Source organism: Eubacterium callanderi, from assembly GCF_900142645.1.
Classification (GTDB): Bacteria; Bacillota; Clostridia; order Eubacteriales; family Eubacteriaceae; genus Eubacterium; species Eubacterium callanderi.
This window is the reverse complement of record NZ_FRBP01000008.1, coordinates 93,938-117,301: the sequence shown is the minus strand read 5'-3', so window position 1 is coordinate 117,301 and position 23,364 is coordinate 93,938. Positions and strand designations below refer to the sequence as shown.

At 39.2% G+C, this 23,364-nt stretch carries 23 protein-coding genes; 1 reads left to right on the top strand and 22 read right to left on the bottom strand.

Features of this window, described 5'->3' with window-relative positions:
* Positions 1–149 precede the first annotated feature (149 nt).
* The 19 genes from BUC22_RS12295 to BUC22_RS21885 form a co-directional block, all read right to left on the bottom strand.
* Positions 150–1,004 (bottom strand): Fic/DOC family protein, encoded by an 855-nt coding sequence (locus BUC22_RS12295; protein WP_013380239.1) that lies wholly within the window; start codon positions 1,002–1,004, stop codon positions 150–152.
* Between the two features lie 129 nt (positions 1,005–1,133).
* The gene (locus tag BUC22_RS12290) at positions 1,134–1,991 is read right to left on the bottom strand and encodes an MBL fold metallo-hydrolase (protein WP_013380238.1); all 858 of its coding nucleotides are present in this window, start codon (positions 1,989–1,991) and stop codon (positions 1,134–1,136) included.
* Positions 1,981–2,508: a hypothetical protein gene (locus BUC22_RS12285; RefSeq protein ID WP_013380237.1), complete on the bottom strand. Its 528-nt coding sequence runs from the start codon at positions 2,506–2,508 to the stop codon at positions 1,981–1,983. The genes BUC22_RS12290 and BUC22_RS12285 overlap by 11 nt, the downstream gene beginning before the upstream one ends.
* A 12-nt stretch (positions 2,509–2,520) precedes the next feature.
* On the bottom strand, positions 2,521–3,150 hold the full coding sequence (locus tag BUC22_RS12280; RefSeq protein ID WP_013380236.1) for a hypothetical protein: 630 nt from the start codon (positions 3,148–3,150) through the stop codon (positions 2,521–2,523).
* Between the two features lie 13 nt (positions 3,151–3,163).
* Entirely contained in the window at positions 3,164–4,231 is a 1,068-nt protein-coding gene (locus tag BUC22_RS12275) for a transglycosylase SLT domain-containing protein (protein WP_013380235.1), read from the bottom strand.
* A 4-nt stretch (positions 4,232–4,235) separates the two neighbouring features.
* Positions 4,236–6,155: a VirB4 family type IV secretion system protein gene (locus BUC22_RS12270; protein ID WP_013380234.1), complete on the bottom strand. Its 1,920-nt coding sequence runs from the start codon at positions 6,153–6,155 to the stop codon at positions 4,236–4,238.
* Entirely contained in the window at positions 6,156–6,842 is a 687-nt protein-coding gene (locus BUC22_RS12265) for a TraC-like domain-containing protein (protein ID WP_070081191.1), read from the bottom strand.
* Between the two features lie 12 nt (positions 6,843–6,854).
* Positions 6,855–8,780 (bottom strand): DUF6674 family protein, encoded by a 1,926-nt coding sequence (locus BUC22_RS12260; protein ID WP_070081192.1) that lies wholly within the window; start codon positions 8,778–8,780, stop codon positions 6,855–6,857.
* Between the two features lie 18 nt (positions 8,781–8,798).
* Positions 8,799–10,268, bottom strand: a complete 1,470-nt coding sequence (locus tag BUC22_RS12255) for a hypothetical protein (RefSeq protein WP_073383024.1) — start codon at positions 10,266–10,268, stop codon at positions 8,799–8,801.
* Positions 10,243–10,611, bottom strand: coding sequence for a hypothetical protein (locus BUC22_RS12250; protein ID WP_013380230.1), 369 nt, complete (start codon positions 10,609–10,611; stop codon positions 10,243–10,245). The genes BUC22_RS12255 and BUC22_RS12250 overlap by 26 nt, the downstream gene beginning before the upstream one ends.
* Positions 10,612–10,619: 8 nt before the next feature.
* Positions 10,620–10,904, bottom strand: coding sequence for a hypothetical protein (locus BUC22_RS12245; protein ID WP_013380229.1), 285 nt, complete (start codon positions 10,902–10,904; stop codon positions 10,620–10,622).
* A 13-nt stretch (positions 10,905–10,917) separates the two neighbouring features.
* Complete coding sequence (locus BUC22_RS12240) at positions 10,918–11,844, bottom strand: conjugal transfer protein TrbL family protein (RefSeq protein ID WP_013380228.1); 927 nt, start codon at positions 11,842–11,844, stop codon at positions 10,918–10,920.
* A gap of 386 nt (positions 11,845–12,230) precedes the next feature.
* Positions 12,231–14,348 (bottom strand): VirD4-like conjugal transfer protein, CD1115 family, encoded by a 2,118-nt coding sequence (locus tag BUC22_RS12235; protein ID WP_013380226.1) that lies wholly within the window; start codon positions 14,346–14,348, stop codon positions 12,231–12,233.
* Positions 14,349–14,395: 47 nt separating this feature from the next.
* A complete protein-coding gene (locus tag BUC22_RS12230) occupies positions 14,396–14,710 on the bottom strand; it encodes a single-stranded DNA-binding protein (protein ID WP_013380225.1) in 315 nt (104 codons plus the stop codon).
* A gap of 66 nt (positions 14,711–14,776) precedes the next feature.
* Complete coding sequence (locus BUC22_RS12225) at positions 14,777–15,190, bottom strand: HepT-like ribonuclease domain-containing protein (protein ID WP_013380224.1); 414 nt, start codon at positions 15,188–15,190, stop codon at positions 14,777–14,779.
* Positions 15,174–15,506 (bottom strand): nucleotidyltransferase family protein, encoded by a 333-nt coding sequence (locus BUC22_RS12220; RefSeq protein WP_013380223.1) that lies wholly within the window; start codon positions 15,504–15,506, stop codon positions 15,174–15,176. Before BUC22_RS12220 ends, BUC22_RS12225 begins: the two co-directional genes overlap by 17 nt.
* 69 nt (positions 15,507–15,575) lie before the next feature.
* Positions 15,576–17,975, bottom strand: coding sequence for a type IA DNA topoisomerase (locus tag BUC22_RS12215; RefSeq protein WP_073383022.1), 2,400 nt, complete (start codon positions 17,973–17,975; stop codon positions 15,576–15,578).
* An 86-nt stretch (positions 17,976–18,061) separates the two neighbouring features.
* On the bottom strand, positions 18,062–18,883 hold the full coding sequence (locus BUC22_RS12210; protein ID WP_143163941.1) for a hypothetical protein: 822 nt from the start codon (positions 18,881–18,883) through the stop codon (positions 18,062–18,064).
* Positions 18,884–18,894: 11 nt separating this feature from the next.
* Positions 18,895–19,059, bottom strand: coding sequence for a hypothetical protein (locus tag BUC22_RS21885; protein WP_154557635.1), 165 nt, complete (start codon positions 19,057–19,059; stop codon positions 18,895–18,897).
* Between the two features lie 155 nt (positions 19,060–19,214).
* On the opposite strand from BUC22_RS21885, the gene BUC22_RS12205 reads away from it, so the two are divergent.
* A complete protein-coding gene (locus BUC22_RS12205) occupies positions 19,215–19,583 on the top strand; it encodes a helix-turn-helix transcriptional regulator (RefSeq protein WP_013380218.1) in 369 nt (122 codons plus the stop codon).
* Positions 19,584–19,649: 66 nt separating this feature from the next.
* Here BUC22_RS12205 and BUC22_RS12200 read toward each other — a convergent pair whose 3' ends face one another.
* From BUC22_RS12200 to BUC22_RS12190, 3 genes are all read right to left on the bottom strand, one after another.
* Positions 19,650–20,867: a HipA domain-containing protein gene (locus BUC22_RS12200; protein ID WP_123876052.1), complete on the bottom strand. Its 1,218-nt coding sequence runs from the start codon at positions 20,865–20,867 to the stop codon at positions 19,650–19,652.
* Positions 20,868–20,888: 21 nt separating this feature from the next.
* A complete protein-coding gene (locus tag BUC22_RS12195) occupies positions 20,889–21,983 on the bottom strand; it encodes a hypothetical protein (RefSeq protein WP_013380216.1) in 1,095 nt (364 codons plus the stop codon).
* Positions 21,984–22,079: 96 nt separating this feature from the next.
* Positions 22,080–23,330 carry a HipA domain-containing protein gene (locus BUC22_RS12190; RefSeq protein ID WP_013380215.1) on the bottom strand — a complete coding sequence of 417 codons (1,251 nt, stop codon included), beginning with the start codon at positions 23,328–23,330 and terminating at the stop codon, positions 22,080–22,082.
* Positions 23,331–23,364: the final 34 nt, after the last annotated feature.

Below are 23,364 nucleotides of genomic sequence, written 5' to 3'. Positions count from 1 at the left end.
ATAAACTGTTTAGTCGTCATTAATGCAGGATTAAAATTTTCCATTGCACTCTCCATTCATTATTTTTACTCAAAAACATCTTCCGTTTTCCAATATAAAAAAGCCACTAGATAACTCTAATGGCTTATTTCTGTAAAATATTATTTTGATCAACGATCAGCTTCATACTCGGCTTTTTCTTTGTTTTCTCCGATGTCTACAGCCATTTCCCAACTGTCTAAATCTTTGACCGTATCGCCGGAAAGAACCGTTGTGAGAAATTTTTCAAGGTACTCGCTTGTTGGCTGAATCCCTTCATCCATATTATAATAGTTTGCCCTCACCAAGGCATTTCTAAAATACAGGGAACCTTCTTTGAAGGGCTCGTTGTTCACAGAAAAACCTAAATGGTTTAAATATTGTATTAAAAAAACTGCGATAGTCCGCGTGTTTCCCTCCCTGAAGGGGTGCACCTGCCAGATCGAATTTATAAATTCCGAAATACGGCGGATGGCCGATTCGTTGTCCATTGATACGTAATTTTGCTTTTTTTCCTGTGCAAAATCATAATCCAAGGTATCCTCAAGCATACGGAAATCTCCATAGGTTACGGATTCTCCACCGAGGATTGGCTCTTTTTTCCAGATATTTGTATCCCTAAAAATGCCATTGAAATCATAAATACTATCAAATAAAATTCTGTGTATACTCTTAAGGGCTGCGGGCGAAAACGAAAAACCGCCTGTTTCCAGCAATGAAACGATTCTCGCAGAAACTAAATCACATTCCATTTCGTCATGATTGACAATGCTCTTTTCACGGTAATAGGCTTTTAAAGAATCTTCGACTTCCTTATTTGATGCTGCGCCATAAATATTTTTAGGAATGAGTTTCTTTAAGTATTGTGATGGTTTTAAGGCATCCACTTGATTCAACCCAATTGCAACATCCCAATAAAGCTGTTTTTCACAGGTATCATAGCTTTCATGTTTTTCTTCGTAAGTGTAGGGAATGTGTTCATCCATATTTTAGCCTCCATTCAAACTGTGGTTTGCTTTTGTGAAACCACTTGCTCTCAGCTTGTCAATTACTTTATGATCCTATTATATCGATTAGAATAGAATAGTCAAGAAATTAGTGTGTCTGCTCCATTCTTATTCAAATCCAACTAACCTCATTTCATTTCCTGATGATGAAAAATGAAGTGGTATCATCGGATTTGCCACGAAGGTATAAAGATCGGTATTATTTTCTTTACAATATGTGGTTAATTGATTATTTCCATCATTGTTTTCTGTAATATTAGCAACGACAAACTTTGGATGTTTTCGCAATAAATCGCTGCAAAAATAAGCATTTTCGCCATTCTTAGCTGCAACGATCCCTGTAATACTTGAATACTTCAAGTCATCAGAGAGCAGCATTTTCGTTGCATTCTCAGGCGTTTGATCCCCCTGGTAAATTAAGCGGTCACTTCCGTGAACAACCATATATGCAATGTTATTTTCTGTAAAATCAATGGGTTTTATGACCACATCATCCATTTCATATTGCTCATCATTTGAGATCGAAATCTCATGCGCTGAAATTAACGCTGAAACATCATCATATGCGGCAAGACCACTGCTACCGGGAAAGAAGCATTTTTCGACCGGGCAAGTGTCCAGCAAGGATGTCAATCCGCCAATATGGCCAACGTCCAGACTGGTTAGTAAAAGAATATCGACTTTCCTCCCTTGTATGTAGTCCTGCAAAAAAGGATTCTCTCCAGTCCCAGTGTCAATAACCGCAATTCCTCCCTTTGAAGTCTCGATCACGGACGCCATGCCTTCGCCGTTATTCATAAAAGTAAAGGTGACATTTCCCTGAACTTCAGTCGTAATTGCTGCCTTACTCGTGTCTTCAGAATGATCAGAGTCCTTGTTCATTAACAAAGCACTCGTTACAAGCGTAGAAAATATGACGATTAAGCCAAGGATGCTGTACAGTATTATTGCTTTTTTATCGTTCATTTTGAACCTCATGTAATATTGTCTTTCTAAGTTTATCAATAATCATCTGATCTTCTCGTGTTAATAAGCTTTCCTTATTATTTTCCTGTGACACTGTGCGGATCGGCTTCGCATCCGCGTTCTCATGAGCGGGCTTTGCTGTTTTCATATAGTGTGAATTTATAATTTTGGTGAGTTTTCCTTTATAGTCTTTTTTACTAAATACATCAATACCGTGCTTCTTTATCTCTGCCAGGGTACCCGATAGGTCTTTATCATTTGCGCTCGGCAGATAAACAACCGGCGTGGTGCCACAAAATGAATGCAGATTAATTAAGCTGTTGATTAATTCCTCCTGTGTGTCATGAACGACCATGATATCCAAAATTAAATATTCAAGGTTCACATATGTATTTGCTTCATCTAAAAAGCGTCGCACTGAAAACTCAGATGTAGTTTTACAGTCTACTTTATCAAAATCATTTAGGAAGTCCATATCATGGGCGTTTTTTTTATTTCCACAAATATATAGAATCATTTTCCACCTCTCTCATCGTAAAAAGAGCACGATTAAAAGTAAAATCAAGTTGATCAATGATATTATTGAGCCGCCATACACTAGTGTCTGTTTCCAGCCTTCTCTACGGATTGTATCCGCCGCCTCTTCTCTGATCCGGTTTGAAACAGCTTCCATTTCCTTATTCTGATTCTTAAGATCTGTCAAAACCTCTTTAAAATCCATTTTATTCTCCTTCATATTCTCTTTAACAATGCCGAATGTATCATTGAGTGATTGAATGGATTTTTCGATCTCACAGTCTGGAAGCGACTCGATCAACTCTTTTATATTTTGATTGATCACCTTACAAGCCTCGATATTCTTTTCCAGATTATCATTGACATTTTCTAGTAACATCGTCTGCTTCACTGAAACATTCTGATTATATTCCATTTTTTCCTCCTGTTTTTCTTCATCTTTTTTGTCCTCAAAATTTACCAAATTCACTAAAAAATCTTTAACGCTTTTATTCATCTCCTTGTAAAGTGAATACTTTTTACGTCTGATTTTCTGTTCTTCTTCCTGATCTGCAGGTTCTTCCAGATTCAAATCCTTATTATCTTTTAATAACAAATACAGATCCCGTATTAACTTTTTACTATTTTCAACAACTATATCCATCATTATCTCCTAATTAATATCCATGGCCTTCTCCAAGTCCATTCAAGTTATTTCCATATCTGTTTTTTGCATAGTGAAGTGCTGCCAGCAGATTGTCGTAACCATCGAAAATATTATCATGGCCATCATGCTTATGTCCGTTGAAGGTTCCCGGTATGGTCTGCATCAAACCATGGCCAATATTGGTATTGCCACAGCTATCCCCGGCACTATTCGGGCACCATGGACAGATACCATTATTAAATGGAATGGGTGCCCCACTGTTTACGTCGCTGATCCCTTGCACGGCCAATGGATTTCCGCCAGATTCTGTTTCGATCTGCCTTAGTACCTTTTCAACCATTTCGTTGTCTGTGCTTAATCCGTTGGCTGCCAGTGCCTTAACAACCGTTTGTCTCCAAGACTCGATATCACCGGATGTTCCATTGTTTGCAGGATTAATTAATGGCCAGGGATTAACGGTAACATTTTCGGAGGTATCGAAAATGTCCCGATAAGCCGTGTTGCCTGCATCTGTTTTATGGCATCCAAAATGTAAATGGGCTGCATAATTACCCAGGCCATCACCAGAGTATCCCACAATCTGGCCCTTCGTGACGTGATCGCCAGCCTTAACGGTGATACTGCTCTGTGAATTCATGTGCGCATAGAAAAACCAGTATCCAGAACCATCACCGGCGAGTATCCCCACAGCATATTGGTAGCCACCGGTATAACCAGCCAGAGTGACTGTACCGTCGCAGACAGCGTATAATTCTGATCCCAGCGGACAGGACAGATCAATGCCATCATGAAATTCCATGCCATGATATTCACAGTTTCTTTGACCCCATCCACTATGAAAAACGTATGGATCGATCACAGCATAGGTTTCTGGGTCAAGACCGGCTGTGCCATCGGATATACCATATTCCGTGCTGCATGGATAACCATAAACGCCACCGCCGGTTCCGCTGTTTTTTGGTGTCAGCATTGATACAAATCCGACAAATAAAATGAACCCGACAAGTAATTCAATGATTACCTCTCGGGTTCTTCTGTTCTTCAGGAGAGCTAAGGCCGCTTTTATTGCAATGGACAAAAGATTACCTCCCGCCTTTATCTCCGAAATAACTTAATTTGAAATCGTCAATTTTAATGCTTAAATCCAACCGTCTGCTACCAATCATAAACAGAGCACGCCCTCTTGTTTTCTGCTCGATCAGCTCTCGTTCTGCCTCTTTGAGTCGATATAACCTGGCAACATCGACCAAATCCTGACCGTCCATCCCAAGAATCAGTTTGTAGGTTGGCTGATTTAGAATGGCCGATCCATATTGCTTGATGGCCGGATCGACAAAATCGTTGACCTGCTGGCTGGCTACCCAGATCGCTGCTTCATATTTTCTTGCGCGTCTTTCCTGTTGGCTGAGAGTTTTCATCGGCTGCGGGACATCCTTATCAATGATCATATGCGCTTCTTCGTAAACAATGATGGATCTCTCTTTATTCGACCGCGTCGCTCGTTGCCAGGCAAGGTTCTGCAATAGAAAATACTGAGCAGATTTGATGTTGTCCGGCCTGGAATTCAAGCCGAAGGTATCAACGCAGACCACATCAGCGTTGATCTCCAGTGTCGTATAACTGCCCCATAGAAAGCTGTCCGATCCAATGGAGATATCCCTCAGCAAAAGCGCCAGATCTGCATATTCCTTGCTAAGACCCATATTGTCACGCTCTTCCGCTTCTCTTGATTTATCGATCAAGTGTTGATGGAGGTCTTTAAAAAGCGGAAAATCTGTATTCTTTAGTTTTGAGACATCGGTGTCCCAGGTGATGTCAAATTTGAGGTAAAGCTCTTCTATTTCCTGTTTCAGCAAAGCCATCTGATATTGGGTGATTTCTTTCAGATAAAGACTTAAAAATACTTCCAAGAGCTTCATATGATTTTCCAGGTCATTCGTGATGGTTTCAGAATCATCATCGTACTCATCACCATCTTCATCATCCTTACTGAGATACTTAGTGTTTCCAATGACCTGCAAGGGATTAATCACTTTTCCGTTTCCCCCGGAAGCATTCAGCCACTCTCCATTTAGATTCAACGTCAAATCTTTGTACTCACCTTCCGGATCAACAAAAAAGATGGATGCGCCTAGTGCCCGCTCCATGATGGCCATGGCCTTGATCGTTGCCGATTTGCCCATGCCAGCGTTACCAGCTATGACATAATTTGAATTAGTTCGATCCCTTCCTCGATACCAGCTGTTAAGATAAACCGTTCCGCCAAGGCCGTCATGACCGCGGTAAAAACCAGAATGATCATTAAAGCCAGAGGATGCAAAAGGAAAGCCACCGACAAAGGATGAGATGGGCATCATCCTCCCTGTCTGCCGATGGACGTTATTTTCTTCGGTATAGGTCGGAAGTACGAACTTGACACCTTCCTTTTGTTCACTCGCCATCTTTCGACATTTACAGTTTGCAATCGACGAAGCATTTTCGACATTCTTACAAATCTTATCAAATGATTTTTCATTTTCTGCAAGCGGCATGAGCACAAAACACATTCTTCCGACAACTTCGCCGTTTTGATCAATGCGGCGCATCGCTTCCTCTGCATTCCGAATGCTTTGCTCCGCGCGCTGCCGTTCCAGTTCATCTTTTTTTCCATCATTTGCGTCCATCCGGTAATTTCTTATGTTATTATTCAGGCTTTTCAGCACTTCATCTGTATTGAGTGGCGTAAAATGAATGGCTACCACTGTCCCATGAATATTTGTCAATCGACGGAGCCATCCATACTCTGCAAACTGCGGATAGCGAATCACACCGTAACAGCGTGCTAAATTATCGCCAATTACTGCGTTAATACGATTGAATGTTATACCGATAGGTGCGATAATACTCTTAAGCTCCTGATTTTCTGGAATGACGGCTTTACTCTTCTTTTTTTCTTTTTTTTCTTCAATAATTGGTCTTCCGTGAATATCCTTCTTTATAGCTTTCTGCTTTCTCCTAAACATTTACACATCGCCTCCATATTGTTTGATTAAAAATGAAAAATTAATCTCTGGTTTTAGATCTTCAGGAACAGCATATTGTGGATTCGCAACCATTTCGATAAACTCAACGATTTCTGTCTGGGAAATAATCTTTGCCTTAATGCCGCAGTTATCAAGTTTTTCTCGCAAGCTTTCCACACGTTTTTTAAATTCCTCATCCGTTTCACGGTCTGCCCACAGATGAAAATAATATTTACGCGTCGGCATTTCCGCATTTTGTACCTGCGTCTGCCTTTGCTGAATCTCATTACGCAGAATATTTCGAATTACTGGATCATCCGTTGACTGAATAATTTTACTGTATTGTGCCATGATGCTTCGATTATCTTCTGGTTTACTGAGGGCGTAGTATTTAAACGGATAACGCAGCTCAGACAGTTCAGCGGTCAGGCTTTCGGTTATGCTCGCCATATCCTTGTCACTCAATAGGTCGATATTTACTGGTTCGATTTCAATGTAACTGCACCTTTTATCGTCTTTAGTAAAAAGTACCTGGCGACGGATATTTTTGGTATTCATAAAATCATTCGCCGTTTCACCTTTGTACATATTTTCTTCTTCTGCTTTTTCTTTCTTTCTTTTCCGATAAAAAAAGTAAAGGCACAAGGCACCAAAAGCAATAATGAAAAGATAAATAATGATATACATTATTTCACCACCCTACCTTTCAATATCATCATCCTGAGAATTATCTTTCGATAAAATATTAGCATCAATGGCTTCAATATTTTCCAATCCACTGAATATGCCATGGCTTACGACTTCTGCGTCAGCGCTTTTTTCAACGCTTTCCTGAGTATTTTCTTCTGTTTCTTCATCAAAAATCTCTTCTGCTTCATCATTTCTATCTTCGGCGTCGTCTCCCTGAATGATGTTATAAATTCGGTTCATGGACGAATCTTCTTTAATCTGTTCGGGTGATAGACCTTTAATATTTTCCAGTGCCTTTCTAATGCTGCTGTCCAGTTTGTTCAAACACGAACGCTCCGCTTTAAAGTGCGCCGTAACGGCTTTTGAAATGATACCTGGCCCCTTAATATCCGCTATCGGCTCTTTTCCCGCGATCATGCGACCAGTATTTTTGAGATGCTGCCCTGATTTATGGTATTCTTTTGTGATAGCCTCAATCTCTTTTAATGTTTGATCATTTTCGCGAAGGTTCACTGTAACATGTTCCTGGGCTTTTTCCAACGCACTGTCAATGTGCAGAAAACTCAAAAAATCTTTCAGGGCTTTCTTGCCATGTTGCTTAAAATTATCCAAAGCTTTTCGGCACCCTTCTAAAATGCCTCTCTTTAGCCCAATAACATCTTGCTGCATAACAACTACCTGGTCTTCCATGTTCCGATTTTCCTGCTGCACCATTTCTTTTTCAGGTGATGGCTGCATCTCTTTAATTTCCTGTCTTAAGCGAATCGTCTCTTCAGAGAGCGACTTTACATGCACCTCCATTGTAGAAACACACGTTAAAAGTGCTTCAAATGTTCTTCGTGTCAACGGATCATTGGCGTCAAGAACACCGATGATCGCCTTTACTTCTGGTTCTTCATGTAATTCTTTTTTCTCTGCGGGTATGTCCTGAACGCTTTTATCAGGCACTATATTTTGTTGATTTCCAATGGATTCAAGCGATAATTCTTCTGCTCTATCATTAAGTTTTGTCGTATTGCCGACCGCGGCAGTATTTCGAGGCAATTGCTGAACTTTATCCTCAATATTTGCTGTATGATCTGGATTTGTCACATGAGGATCTTCAGAAACATGTGATGCTAAATCCTGACCTTTAGCCATATTATCTTGCATTTCAGGAGCTTTAACCTCCATTGTACTTATTTTATTTTTATCCTGTTCTGTTGTGAATTCACTCTGAAGCGGCTCTCTAGATACGTCTGGTGCAGGATTTTCAGGGGGATTGGTCTTCCCTTCCTCGGCTGCTGCAAGATTCATTCTTAAATTTCCTGAATAGCGTGCTGCATTTAACAAGATACCTCTTTCCTTAATTGTATTTGTGATGTCTTCGTTGGCGATCCAGTGCCAGGAAATATCTTCCAAATCCTCAGCTTTTTCGGGATAATCTTTGTTTGCGAGGGTATCCAAAAGTGTTAATTCCAAAGGTCTGGTTTTTCGCGCTTCTTGATCTGCTGAAGCCAGCTTTTCATCGGCATTTCTGCAGATTTCCACGTAAGCGTTTATTGCTGGTCTGGAGAGTGTGAGTAAATCTGTACGCTGACCTGTTTCCGGCCACATGTTTTCCTGTGCACGATTGTACACGCCTTCCATTGCTTTATTTACCTGCATTTCACTATCAATCACTTCTGCAAGTCCCTCATCAATATAATCGCCTATGGACGCTCCGTACTGCGAAACCAGTTCGTCATTTTGTTTAAGCAGGGAGTCTATTTTTTCCAGCGAGTTCCGGGTATCGTCATTCATTTTTTTTACAAGCGTTGCCTTCTCAGATTCCACTTTACTTCTTTTAACCTGTTCTTCGTTATACTGACGTTCTCTTTGCATTTGTATAACTTCCTGTAAAATAATATTTATAATCTGTGATATTTCCCGTCCTAATTCAGTATCAACTGACATTTCAATCCTCCAATCATTTTATCGCTCTAAATCTTCTTCAATTGTTATTTCTTCGACCATGTATTCCTCAATGGCCTCCTGATTTGAATCTCCGACTTCTCCAATGCCATACTCAACATCTTCTTCGAGCTCATCCTGAACACTGGCAGCTGTCGGTTGTTTTTTCTTTCCAAGGGCATTGATGGATTCCCGTGTCCCAACATCCGGATCAATCTCAGTCCGGTAATCTGTTACCTCTTCTGTATACAGATCTTCCTGCTCCATGCGATTTTCATACAACGTATCCTCAAATTGCTGCTGCAGAAAAGCGGACAAGTCGCTCCGGCTTATATAAAAATCATGGTTTGGAAGCGCCACGGCAATTTTTTCGACTGCATCTACACGTTCCCAAACTTTGGTATTTTGGTCAAAATCATAAATGGTCTGCTCTTCATTTTGAAAATGGACTGCTTCCTCACGGGTTAGCGCACAATAATCATGATGATCACGAGACAATATTCTGTCAGCCATTTGGGTCAGGTTGGTATCCCTCCCTACATGGTACCGCTCTTCGATCTGTTCTCGAAGGGCCTGTTTATACGCTGATTCTTCTTCTCTCGAACCATAATATATTTTGTTTTCAAGAATTAGGACATTTCGTTCATGAATTTCCTGGATTTTTCGGTTAACAGCGTCATCCAGCCACAGATCATGATTTTCACCAAGGAATTTTAGTTCAGCATCTGATTGATATAAGCTTTCAGTTGTGATTGCTGTATTTAACGTTAATACTTTCGCCACCTCCGCTTTTCTAGTTTCCAATCGCACTTTTTCAAATTTAAGCCACTGTAATGATAGAGCTGCCTTTTCATTCTTTGGTATATAATTTGCTGCCTTCAAATTCATGCCAGCGTTAATTGCTGGCCAGCCTTCATTCTCAATTGTTTCAGAGATACTGGTATTGGGTGCGCTCATCATACTCAAAGTACGTAAATCACTTTCCTTTTCTGGATAATCCGTATTGGCCATCGTGTCCATAACGACAAATTCAAAACGCATCTGTTCCTTTGGTTCTTTAAAGGCTGTCCTTGCATGTATCGCATCCACCTCTCTCCGAAGCTTGCTGTAAACGCTCATTTCATTCTTTGCTATCGCATAAGGTCTTTCTTTTTGGCTGGCAGACTGAATCTGTCTCGGATTTGGATCTGACTCTTCTGTTTCCGGCTTTTCCTGAGATTCGTTCTGATTTTCAAAAGTATCATCCATTCCATACGTTTCGACCAGAGATTCGCTTTCAGATAAAAACGCTTCAATGCGCTCTTTCACTGCTTGAGTGTCTTTATCCATATGGTTTTTTATTTCTTTTTTTTCTTTTTTCTCGCTTTGCAGCATCGCATTTTCAAGTGCTTCAATATCTTTGATTCGGTTATCTTTATACCGGATCACTTCACCAACAAGCAAAGCTGAAATTTCGTCAATCCTCTTACTTACTTTGTTTTCGATGGCCATGTTTTTCCTCCATATCATCTAAAGTATCATAAAAAAAATACTCATATTTCTGTTGCTCACCTGCAAACCGGAACAAAACCATGAAGTAATCCACCATATTCATGTTTAGCTCGTTTTCATGAAAAGCGACCGCTAAAGCCCCAATGGTGAACATCCACAATAAAATGCCATATGAAAACTCCTTGCTTATGAGCCCTACAATTAAACAGAAAACAGAAGCAATGATCCCTGAGATAAGAAACCATTTCAGTGATCGGCTGCTAAAGCCTTTAAGCGGTTCATTTTCCACCTTAATTCTTGCTGGAATATACAATTTTTTTCGATCTTCAATTTTATTTTCCATGTGTCACCTCAAATGTTTATGTGGTAATAATACTGGAGTATCTCGCTAATAAGAGCTAATCCTCCAAGTACATTTGCTATAATCGCCGCTTTGAAGCAATTCACAATTTGCTTCATAATTTGCCCATTTTCGTCTCCTTGCGATCTTTCCATAAAAAGATAAACAATTCGCACCACGATTATAACGTCGAACAGAAAGAGAAGTGCTCTGGCTAAAAGCATAATCCCATCCTGCACAGTGCCAGCACCAAAAAAGAACTGACTGTTTTTTACCAATTCATAGTTCGGGTCCAATAATCATCACCTTCTATTTAAAAATATTGACGGCGCGAATAACATTTGCGCCAGTGTTTATTGTCGACGAGAATCCAGACGATCCACCACCCCACAACAAGAATTCCTGCAAAATGTTCGGCACTGAAAATGCTGTCCATAAGCAACAACAGGCCCATATTGTATTGGTCATTGTAATTGAAGTATTTGCATCGACAATCGGCATCAGGATTAAACCCAACGACAAGTGGAGTAATCCGATTTGAATAATAATTGACGTTGCTGCCTGAAAAAATTTCTTAATATAGGGTTTAAAAACACCATAGTCTGAATCGATGATTCCAACACAGCTGATCGGAAAGCCTATGCGCAGGAAGACCAGTTCACAGGAACGCATAATGAATTTAAAATACATGATAATGCACGAAATAATGTACAAAATCAGTAATATCGACGTAAATGGCGCTGAAAAAATATCCGCTATGTTTTTGATTAAATTAAATAATGTTTCTGTCCAATCGCCAGAAAGAAAGCTATCCTGAAAGGCTTGACCCAAGCTGCCAATTACCATGCCTGAGATCGTGCTTACAGTTCCCGCCACAATTCCAAATAAAACAAAATACAGAATGCTGTTAAATCCCACAGCAACAATAACTGCATGCAACATTTTCTTAAAAAGAAAAATTGGGTCTTGAGACGGATCATCATCACCGAGGCCATATGTTTTATTCGCTTTATGTACTACTTTGAGTACGATCAATGCAATTGCAATGCCGAGAATCAATCCATAAATATTTCCAAACAAGGAATTGATTGAGTCCCCCAGTGAAACTTCTGGATACATAATGGTCTTTACAAGTCCAACTCCAGATGCAAGATCCTTAAATACTTGTATTATTGAGTTTTGGGCGTCACCAGAATTGACAAATTGATTTGTGATGAGTTTTCCTAACCAATCCAACTAATCATCCCCTTTCAAAGAACCTTCAGAAAAACACTTTTCTGAAGGTTCTTTTGTTCAAACATTAATATTGTAATAAGATAAAATCACGCGCAAAATAACGACACTTAGCTCTCCACCAAGTAAACTAACTAATACAGTAAACAGACGTTTTTCCCATTTCTTCTGAGTGCGCTCTCCTCATCCAATAATAAGTAAAAAAACAAAGACACACTACAAAGATTACGGCCATTAGTCCGTTAAGTGCTGCATTTGCTAAATTTACTGTTCCGGTTACCAGTATTGAATTATCAAGCATTTTATCCACCTCCTTTCTTAACAAATAAAAAAAGTGCCGTTTTGGCACTTGATTGAATGGCTCCAGATTAACTTTCATCGCCACTATTTTAATCAGTATCAGGTGAAATATCACTTACTGAAAAATAGGTCTTATTCAGTTCAGTCCGATAGATATCATCGATCCGATACTTTATGGGATCAAAATTCTGCTCGGTCATTTCTAAATAGCTAATACTCTTCAGCATTTGAATATCCCGGTAAGAATTCCATATTCCCCATGAATTGAGCTCTCCAGAAATATCCATAACCCTGCGAGCTTGATTGCGGTATTTTCGGAGTTTGATATTATGTTCTTTGTCGCCCATTCCAAACATTGTATTAAAATACCACTCGCTTAAGTCAGGTGATTCCATAATAGCTGGCTTTACGCGACTCGTAATCAAGAGATAGGGGCGATCGATTTCCTGCAATTCATTTATTTCCAGTAACTTTCTGGTCATTTTATTGGATGAATTAGAGCGGCTAAAGCTTCTGTTCCCCGCATTTGACGATGCATTATAGACGGTACAGGTATAGTTCGCAAGCTTATCGGAAATTCTCTTAAGTGTTTCTGGGTCATCGCTTCTCAGATAAGCCCACGTTTCACAGTTAGACCGAACGATACGAGATGTCTCATGGCCGTATTTTTCGTCGGTTTGTGCAAAGTCCTGAAGAAAAATACCAAAAAGAACCCCCCTTGATCCACCGGCAGTTTCCATGTTTGAAAACGCGTTTAATTTTGCAAAATTGCCGAATTCATCTAAAAGGAATCGGATACGACGATCTAAACGCCCTCCTTGCTGATCTGCTTTACGGATCAATCCATCATAGGCATTGGCGACGACCGCTGTCGCAATTTTATAATAGGTATCCTTCTGATCAGGTAAGATGATAAAAACCGCAGTTTTTTTGTCGCCCAGCTCACTCATGGAAAAATCCGAAGTATTGGACATGGCATTCATCTTTCCGGTTGAGAAAATTTTCAGTGTCGTCATTGCTGAGACAAGAAAAGAACTCACTGTTTTCGGTGATCCGGCTCCCGCCTGAATGGTCGCATATGCCAAAACGGCTTTATGATGTGGGTTCTTTCGTTTCAGGTCTTCCATGAAAAGATCCAGGATAGAAATGCGGTTCTTATTAATGACGACTTGATTATTCATTTCCGCGATAAACCGATAGACATTATAAAGATTCTGGTACTCGGGATGATCTATATTTTCCAAAACCACGGACAGAATGGCCATTTCAATGACTGCTCTCTCTCCATTTGACCAGATTGGTTCAGACTTGTCATTGTCTGGTACCAGCATTTTCGCCAAATCCGCTGCACGTTCTTCCGCAGTATCAAAATCACCGTCTCTCGCCGCCTCAATCACAAATTGAAGCACGTTATATTTGTTGCTCTTTTCTGGTTCTTTATAGTCAAGAATATATACTTCATAACCCAGACGCTCCAAATAAGGACGTGTATAATCTGCCAGCTCCCCTTTCACATCGGTTATCAGCATCGACTCACCCGATAAGGCCAACAAACCGATGGATTGCAGAACAATGCAACGTGTTTTCCCACTTCGCGTTGCACCCAATGCTAAAAAGTGAGAATCATGGTCGATTGAATAGATAACCTCTTTTTTGCCTTTTAGCGTTCTCCCGATAACAAGCCCTGCTTCGTCGAATATTTCCTGTATTGCATCAATCTTTTTGATTTTTTCAAAGTCTGGAATCACACCATTTTCTATTTCCTCAAAATCTTTTCTGCCTTCCTTTAACAACAAACGAATGGTTCGATTGTTGGGATCAATCTCGTGTGCCCCGAATGCTCTGCCGTACTCCTTTTTACTTAAGAACCATGCGCTCCCATGCTGATATTCCCCTGAAGGAATGGGGATTGATATTCGATCTGTCACTTGATACATATCTGATCGAAGTTCTGTATCCATTTTGATAACGCACATAATGACCGTCATTAACAAGATGCATTCTGACAATAAAAAAAGCAGCCCACAAGGTTCTTTATATAGAATCTTTTGAACTGCTTCAAAATAGGAAAAATCTGATAGTGTGATGGAAGTTACTGTTCCCGATATCATGACATCAGTAAACGTAACGATCCAAGGCATTGCAAGGGTGCCTAATATGAAAAATACGATCCCTAACCGTATTTTTTCCTTTGCGTGATTTTTCATTAAATCTGTTACTCCTTAAAGCTTATTTCTGAATTTATTTAGAATTATTATATTATTTGAAAGTTTCGGACTAAAATGGTTGTCATAAACCTTTTTTCTTTTCCGGTATCATATGATCCCACACTAATTTCTCCATTTGTAACAATCAAATATTTTCCCTTCTGAGCCTCCTCAATCAGTGCTTCTGCGGTTTCTTCCATTGCATAAATTGGCACTACCATTCCTAAATTTGTGGAATGATCTTTTTCATCGCCGCCTAATGCCAATGAAAAATTACAGAGTTTCTTACCAGCATTTGAGGTTTGCACTTCAATATCCGTAATAATTTCACCAGACAGCTTAACCTCATTGTAATTATCCATACGATCAACTCCTTTTAAATAAAAAAGACCCTTGATAACTCAAGAGCCTGAATCTTTATGCCTTATTTATCTTTCTTCGTCAAAATCATCACTTACTATTTCATCAATCAATTCTTCTTGATCCTGAACCATGAAGTAGTACATAGTGATGTTTTTTTTACAGAACATACTAAGCTTTGGAATATCTTGTTCTGTGGTAGCCCAAACTGTTGATAAATCCGCAGCATTATAGTTATGTGCAAACAAGTTTCGCATTCCTTTTATGGCTTGCCAAGGAATAATTTTTTTCGTGTTTTCTCTAAAATCTTTTGAAAGATGTCCTGATAACTCTCCAATTTGGATCAGACTCATACATATCGAATTTTTATAGTCTCTGTCATTTTCAAAGTCTACAAATTTCCGCCCAAATCGATCCTTTGTCTCTTCGATCTGCTCACAATATTTTGAAATATGTTCCAATACATCAATATTCTTCTTCATAGATGAGTTGTTCTTCCTTTATAATGTTTCTATTAATCTTCTCCGTAATATCTTTATTCATTGGATGTGATAATGCTTCATCTGTAACCAGATCCACATCTGTATTAAACGCATCATTGAGATCCTCATATAAAGCCCCAAGTTCAAATAAAGTTTCTATTTTCCCTTTTTCGATTTTAATATCAATATCACTTTCTGCATTTGCTTCTCCTCGAGCATAGGAGCCAAACAGAAAAGCACGTTTAACACCATGTTTTTTTAGAATCGGCCTCGCTTTTCTTCGTATTTCATCTATTGAATACAAAACATCATTCATTTGTTGTTCACGTCCTTTGGAAGTAATATTTTCTTCATCATATCACGTTACAATCGCTTCTACAACTGATTATTCAAATTTCATTTTCACCTTATACTGATCTGAATCATCTAAATAAAGAATTGCGCTGAAAGTACCATTTCCCGACTTCTTTTTGAATCCCTTGATCTCGCCGGTATGCCCTCTTTTTATTAGCTGCTCAATCTGATTGTCTGATAATCTTTTACCACAATAAGGGTTGAAAATCATAAATTTACAGCCCTCTTTCCAACCTGAACACCCCATTCCTGCTTTATTTCTTTTCAGCGGCTTTCCGCATAAGGGACAGGCTAAATCTGTTTCGCTTTTTTGAAATTCAAATTTAATTTCATATTGATGATTCAGAACCAGCATTGCATCGAATTTAGTATCTTTTTTACTCTTAAAACCCCGGATAATCGGTGTTTTTTTGTTAATTACTAGCAGTGCTATCTGCCGATTTGACAGTGTCTTACCGGCAAAAGGATTGGCGATAAAAAAATCGCACCCGTTCCCTTCCTTTTCATAGCCGGTACAACCCACGCCACTTTTTGTTTTATGTAAGGGCTTTCCACACTTCGGGCAGCGCAGCTCTTTAATTGAAATATCTTCCCCAGCATTCAATACGAATTGTTCTGTTTCTAAAATCATTTGTACATACTCCTTTGTTTTAATTTTAACGTCTTCAAGGTAAGCCCTGGGATCTGCTTTCCCCTCTTCAATATCTTTTAGTCTCATTTCCATTTTCCCGGTTGTCTCAACATTAAAAAGAGACTTTACCGGAAATGCCTGAATCAAAGACTTTCCACGATCTGTTGTGACCAGTGATTTTCCTTTCTTTATGACGTAATCTGAATCAAAAAGCTTTTTGATCACAGCTGCTCTCGATGATGATGCTCCAATGGTAAATCCGGAAAGTATCGATGTTTCCAGTTCATCCTCTGTTTTGTATTTTTTACCACACTGTAACATTGCTTTTATCAGCGTTTCCTCTGTATGAAGCGGATTGGGCTTTGTTTCGCCTTTGTTTACCATTACTCTGTCAATCGTGACACTTTCATTTTCTCGCATCCTCGTAAGCAACGTCTCTTTTTTTGTGGCGTTTCTATTCTCAATAAGCCGCCAGCCTGGACTTCTTTCTACAATAGATTTTGCCGAAAATAAAAAAGCACCATCCTCTGACGGTACTTTACCTTCAAAAGCAAGTGTTACCTCAACTTCTTCATCAATGGCTAATGGCATAAACTGTTCTAAAAAGCGATTTCGGATCGCTTCATATACAATATGTTCGTCCTGCGAAAGTCCTCTGGGTTTCTCTTTTGTTATTGTGATTGCGCTATGGCTTTCAACCTTTTCACTGTTAAAGATTCGCTTAGTATCCTTAAATTGGAGCATCTCAGCATATTGGCTCTCTATTTTATGGATATTCAGTACCATTGACATGTTTTCCTTCAGGGTTTCATCCAGATAAACGCTATCTGTTCGGGGATATGTAATCAATTTATTCTCATACAGTTTTTGTGCGATTTTTAAAACCTTGTCCGAACTCCAGCCTTCATACTTCGTTGTAATATGCCCCTGTAGTGTTGGTAAACTGAAAAGCCTTTGAGGATTCATCTTTTTTTCCGAACATTCATAACCCACGACAACAGCCGTTTCGGTGTTTATTAATCGCAGGATCTGAACCAGATGGCTGTCATGATCAAATTTATAGATTTTCTCATCACCTTCAATATATCGGAAGATGATTTCCTCACCTGATACATCCTTAACATAGGCATTTAAGTAGTAAATCGGAATGGATTTGAAGTTTTTTACATTCATTTCCCGGTCATAAACAAGTTTAAGCGTAGGAAGGATGACCCTTCCGATGTGAAGCGTATCTTTACCGGTTCCATTTTTTAAAAGCTTCAGGGTCGCCACACTGGTTAAATTAATCCCCAGGAGCCAGTCCATTTGCTGCCTTACAAGTCCCGCATAGAAAAGACTCTGCTTCGATTTATTCGGTACCGTATTTTTTAATCCGTAGCGTATGGCATCTGTTGTCCATTCATTGGTTATGAGCCGTCGTATGGGCTTTTTTACGCCAAGATAACGAAAAATCAGATCTGCAATTAACTGTCCTTCACGGTCATTATCGGTCGCAGAAATAATCTCCTGGATCTCATCGGATAAGATAAGGTCTTTGACGATCTTAAACTGTTTTCTCGTTGATTCCGCTATTTTGTACTTAAATGTATCTGGAACAAACGGATAATGCGATATTTCCCATTTTTCACCATATTCAGGATGATAATCTTTTACATCATACAATTCTAAAAGATGTCCCACCGCAAAAGTAATCACATACTGACTATTTTCAAAATAGCCGTCTTTTCGACTGGTCATACCGACAGCTTTTGCAATATTCACAGCTACGGTTGGCTTTTCTGCTAATATTAAATCTTTCAATAAAGTTCTCCCTCATTTCGTCTCACCAAAATAAATGCCTCCTTCATAATAAAAAAAGCCAGACACATGTCTGGCTTGACAGTCAACTAGTTTCCTGAGTGATACTGCTTAGATCTCAAATAAACATTGTAGTAGGTTCCTTGATCCACCATTTCTAAATTTTCCTTTTTTCCAGGGCTAACAAAGAAACTGTCTGGTTGACTATAGATGTACATTTGAAAATTACGCCCTGCATTAATATTCTCCAGGTAGTTTTGAAGACCACTGTCTTCAATCGAAGTGGGTGTAAAAGTCAGATAAATACGCTTTGTATCAGGGCTGTATTTCAATTCATTAATTTCATCAACTCTATCCGCCTGATAAGTTCCCACTTCACGAACCAGCACCGCGCCCTCATTGGATGAATAGACCATACCAGCGTATGTGCCGTCATTCTTTACTTCTAATACGCCATAGCAATCCGGCATCGTGTTGTTGTTATCTCTGATAGAATCTGTCCGCCATACATTTTCCGTTATTAGTTTATACGCGTTATTGTATCGTTCATCAATAATTTTGTCATGGCTTTTACGCGCATCTTCAATATTTTTAAAATAAGCATATCCAGAATTTATGTCTTTTAACGATCCATCATCCTGCATGGCTAATGTACCACTCTGATCAAATAAAATCCCCTCTCGTTCTAAATAAACTGTTTTTTTATCTTCGCTTAAAGAATAAGTAATTTCATCGCTATATCCATTGGCCATAAACATAGCTTTTCCTTCATCTTTAAACTCGATACGATTTATGTCCGGATTACTGTTTTCATACCAGTTCCCTTCAATGCTGCTAGCATTACATCCGCTCATCGCAATCAAAATTCCAAACAGACATACAAGCATTAAACAAATTTTACGTTTTTTCATTTCCTTTACCTTCATTCTGACCCTACATCACCAGTTTCATGTTGTTCCTTATTTTTTTCTTTTTTATTAATTAACATTTGCTGGTATTCCATCACAAGTTTTTGTTTTTCAACTGGCAAGGATTTATATTTTTCAAAGAATGCTTCAACTTCCAAATATTCGATTTCTTTATTCATAAGTCCCCCTTTCCTCAAAAAGGCCAGTTTTGCAACACTTTTAATATGGTTATGCTCATTATTATACATTCCTTTCTAAAAGAATGCAAACTATTTGACAGATCAATTTTCTTGTGCAAAAATGAACTTAATTTGCTTGAGTGGAGGATTGATTAATGAATAATATTAAAAAAATTCGCAAGATGCTGAATATGTCGCAGGAGGAGTTCGGCAAACGCATTGGCCTTTCCCGTGCCACGGTCGGTCGTATTGAAAGCGAAGAAGCTCGACCGACAGAACGAACAATTGTTACGATTTGCTCCGTTTTTCATATCCGACGAGATTACTTACTCTATGGAAAAGAGCCTATTTGGGAAAAATCACAAGGCGGATATGGTGTTACGGAATCTTTACTGATCAGACTTCAACAAAAACATCATCTTACTACGTCCGATATCCGTTTGATCCAGGCTTTCATTGATTTATCACCCCAAGACCGTATATCAATCGTCAAATTCATGGAAATGTTCAGCGAAAAAAAATGACTATCTTTCTTCCTCCTCAATGTTTTATACGTATACAAAAAGCACAGGACTCCTCCTGTGCTTTTACTAACGTTCTTCTTCCTCTTCATAGCGATTGAATGCTATATCAATATCAGGTTCGCGATTATCCGATTCTCTTTCAAGCTTTACTTCAACCCCAAGTTCATCACATCGTGTTCTAAATACCTCGTAGTCAACATCGTTTAAAAAGTAATCTTTTCTAATCGGGTGCTTCATTTCAATATCAACATAATTGATAGCCTCTAAAGACGCTTCCTGAAGCGTTTTACTCGAAGGGTCAGGCTCATAGAACAACTCATTGGATTCGTCTGATATTATTTTTTTTAATTCTGGAATGCACCAGCCACCATCTTTTTTATCATAATTTTCAAATGCGCAATTGAAATCAAAAAGTGAATGAATTCTCAAAAGTTTACCTGTATCATTATCTCTGAAAAATCCCCAATTACCATCGTGATTATCACTGTTCCCAATCAGATAGGTCATGATATTCATAGTATAGTAACCTGTGGTATCAATTTTTTTCACTTCATTAATAATGTTATCCACATCATCAATTCCTTTACGCTTGCAAGCTGCAATAAAATGGCGATATGGCACAATGGAACGATCTTCGTTAGTCATGCACTTACACATGCTGACGCGATGGCCATCAAAACAAGCGAGCTCATACGAAACATGATCAACGCCGAAGCAATCCAGAATCTTGCTGGCGTTTACCTCCCTTATCGTTTCATTGCCTTCGATGTCATCAGCTTTATACATAATGATCTGATCATCCACACGATTCCATGCTTTGGCGTATCTTCCATTTGTCGTAATATCCGGCATACGACTGTATAAATCCTTATTTCTGAGTGTCAAGCTCCTGCCAAGTAACGAAACAGATACAAAAGCGTTAGAAAAAGAATTTGAAAATAAATTTACATCTTTCCATGAAACCTTCTCGTCTTCTTTTTTCACCCAATAACTATCTTGCAGTGAAAGACAACGGTATAGCCGTGAAATTCTTGCTTTATCCTCTGTAGACTGGCTCTGAGTTAACCCGAGTTCATTGAGTATTCGCTTTGCATATCTTCGGTCAATTGACAATACCCGTTCGGCACACCAGGCGTCAAAAGAATTGATATTCGAGATCCTTTGTTTAATGGTGCCATGGAAATCTGAAAGACTTAGATTTAAAGGCATTAATGCTTGATTAAAAATAAAAATATCGCCCGTTTCCTGATCGATTTCGCAGACTCTATGAGCTTTACATAACAATTGCATCCTCAATTTTCACTCTTAACGCTCCGGTTCTTCCTCTGCTGCTTTAGTTGGCAGTTCTTTTGCAAGTCGATCATAACCATTTAAGATAAAGGCTTTAATTGTGTCGTAATGTACGTTCATTCCTACTAATTCAAAAGCTTCATCAATCATTGATTCCGATAATTCAGGTAAATAATATGTACTGTTTGTCTGATCCAGTAAATCTAAAAAATCGTTGATAAAAAGATCATTTTTCCTCTTTATGGATACCTGCGAAGGATAGCCATTGGCAATAAGGGCCAGATTATTATCAAAATTAGGGGCCATTTTTAAATATAAGCCAGTGTCTGAATCCCTCAAAAAGCCATAATTGTGTGTGTGGCGGTCAAAATTGAAAAACAACGCATCACATGCCAGAATATCTAAATACTCCTGCGCCAATTCAGGGCTTAATGCGTGGATCGCAGTATAATTGGTAAAATAATCCACCTCTTCCCCGACTAAACTAAAAGCCGGTTCAAAATCATACTTTGCATTTTCTGTAAAGTCCAAAGTCTTCGTGCCGCTTTCCCACGGTTCAAAATAGGCCATGTCAAAACCAAGCATACTGCCCATTTCAAATATAAAAAGCTCTGAAAAAGTTTGAAACGCATTACTCAGTTTATACAGCCACCATTCCTGATTCTCCAGTTTCCAGCACTTTTCAAAGCTGCCGATATTGGTCAGTTCTGGACTCCTGCTGGTGAGAATTTCCGGATGATTGATCCGCTCAATGCTGTCCGGATCACCTTTAAGAGCAAGGTTATCAAAATAATTCACTGAAAATCGGACATCTTTGTATTTCAGACTCTCTTCTGCTGTTTGCTTGATCCACCAGTTATCGGTAATCGTAGCGGCATTGACTTTAAGGGCGACTTCGCAATCATCCGCTGCAGAAAGGCGCAAAATGCGCTTGATTAGCCTGGAATGTGGGCGATGGGCATCAATTGCCCGACTTGCTATCCATGTTTCTAAAGAGCCGTTTCGCTTCAAATATAACGGTAACAGCCCTTGGTTGATGATCTCCAATTCGTTATTTTTTATATCCGCCACTACGGTGTCTTTGTGCATTAATAAACCATTTAATTGCATAGCTTTAGCCTTTCGTATTTATTTCATTCAGATAAAAAGCTTTATTCTTCTAAGTCATATAAACTTTTGTGTCCACATAGGTTTCTTTACGATATTTTATCGCTCGAAATCATCCTGTTCCCCACTGTAAGCAATGTCTTCAGATACATCATCATGACAGTTGCTCACTGATACAAAAATTTTATGGTCATTCACGACTTCAGTCAACGACGCCACCCTCCGTTTCAAGGCTGAGCAGAGGGCATCACAACGTGCATCGTCGATGAATATCGACCCACGCATAAGCTCCCGCAGTTGTTCGTCTATACCGTCAAGTGCTTTCAGGTCGAGCCAGTCAAAAGAAGATACCAGCTTAATCTGTTCCTCATGTCGGTTCTTAAAGGGCTTGCTATTTATTTTCGACTGACCAATTAAAGCTATAGGCTTATCAAACCAAAGAGATGTACCGCTATCAAATATCGGTGCAGCTCCTTGGTATTCCAGCGTCTCCGCATTGCGAACCACACCGAAGTTATTCTGATGCCGGTCTTCATTCGCAATTAGATAGTCCAGCACAATCATTCGGTCAAGGGCTTCTTTTACACCTGAAATGTTTAGTGCATCACAGCAATTCAAATAGTGCTGATAAACGGAAACATGATTTTCCTTTTGCTGTGTCTGCATGATGTACCATGCAGAAATCAACTCTGTCTGTGGTGTGATAAAATCTATGCATACACTATAGGGATAATCATCCTGAATCATCAGTGTATAAGGTACATGCGGAATACCCAATCGCTCCATAATATAGCTTGCCAGCACCTCATTATATGGCTCTTGCTGAGTAGCGCCGCTGCCACCTTTAATCAGACAGCGTTTTTCATCGATGATTTTCCATTTCTTTTTCAACCACCCATCCGAGGTATTATCAGGCGACATCAAGCTGATTTTATCACTGGACGAGCCTTTTCCGAACAAAATATTGCCTACGTCATCTGAGAAGTCATTTTGAAAAAAATTTACAGATTCCCAACTTATTCCAGAATCGACAGGGCATATCCAATATTGATCCGACAATGACAACCCAAGGCATTTATCAAGAAGCTTTTGTGTCGAAGTGACATTTAGTTCGATTAATGCACTTTTAATACCATCACGACTGGCTGGAATCGCTCTGCTTTTCCACCATTCATTGAGTGCAGCACGGTCAACTTTTCCTTTTTTCACTGCTATGCCCACCGGCACATGTTCCGGTGTGTATATTTCGCCAATGGCAGAAATTGTCCCAGATGCATTATCCAGGACGATCTCTGCAACTGGTGTGTTTTTATGCATAAGAGTATATCCTTGATAATAATCATTTGCCATATTCCTCACCTCCAATCGTCATTTTTTATAGTAT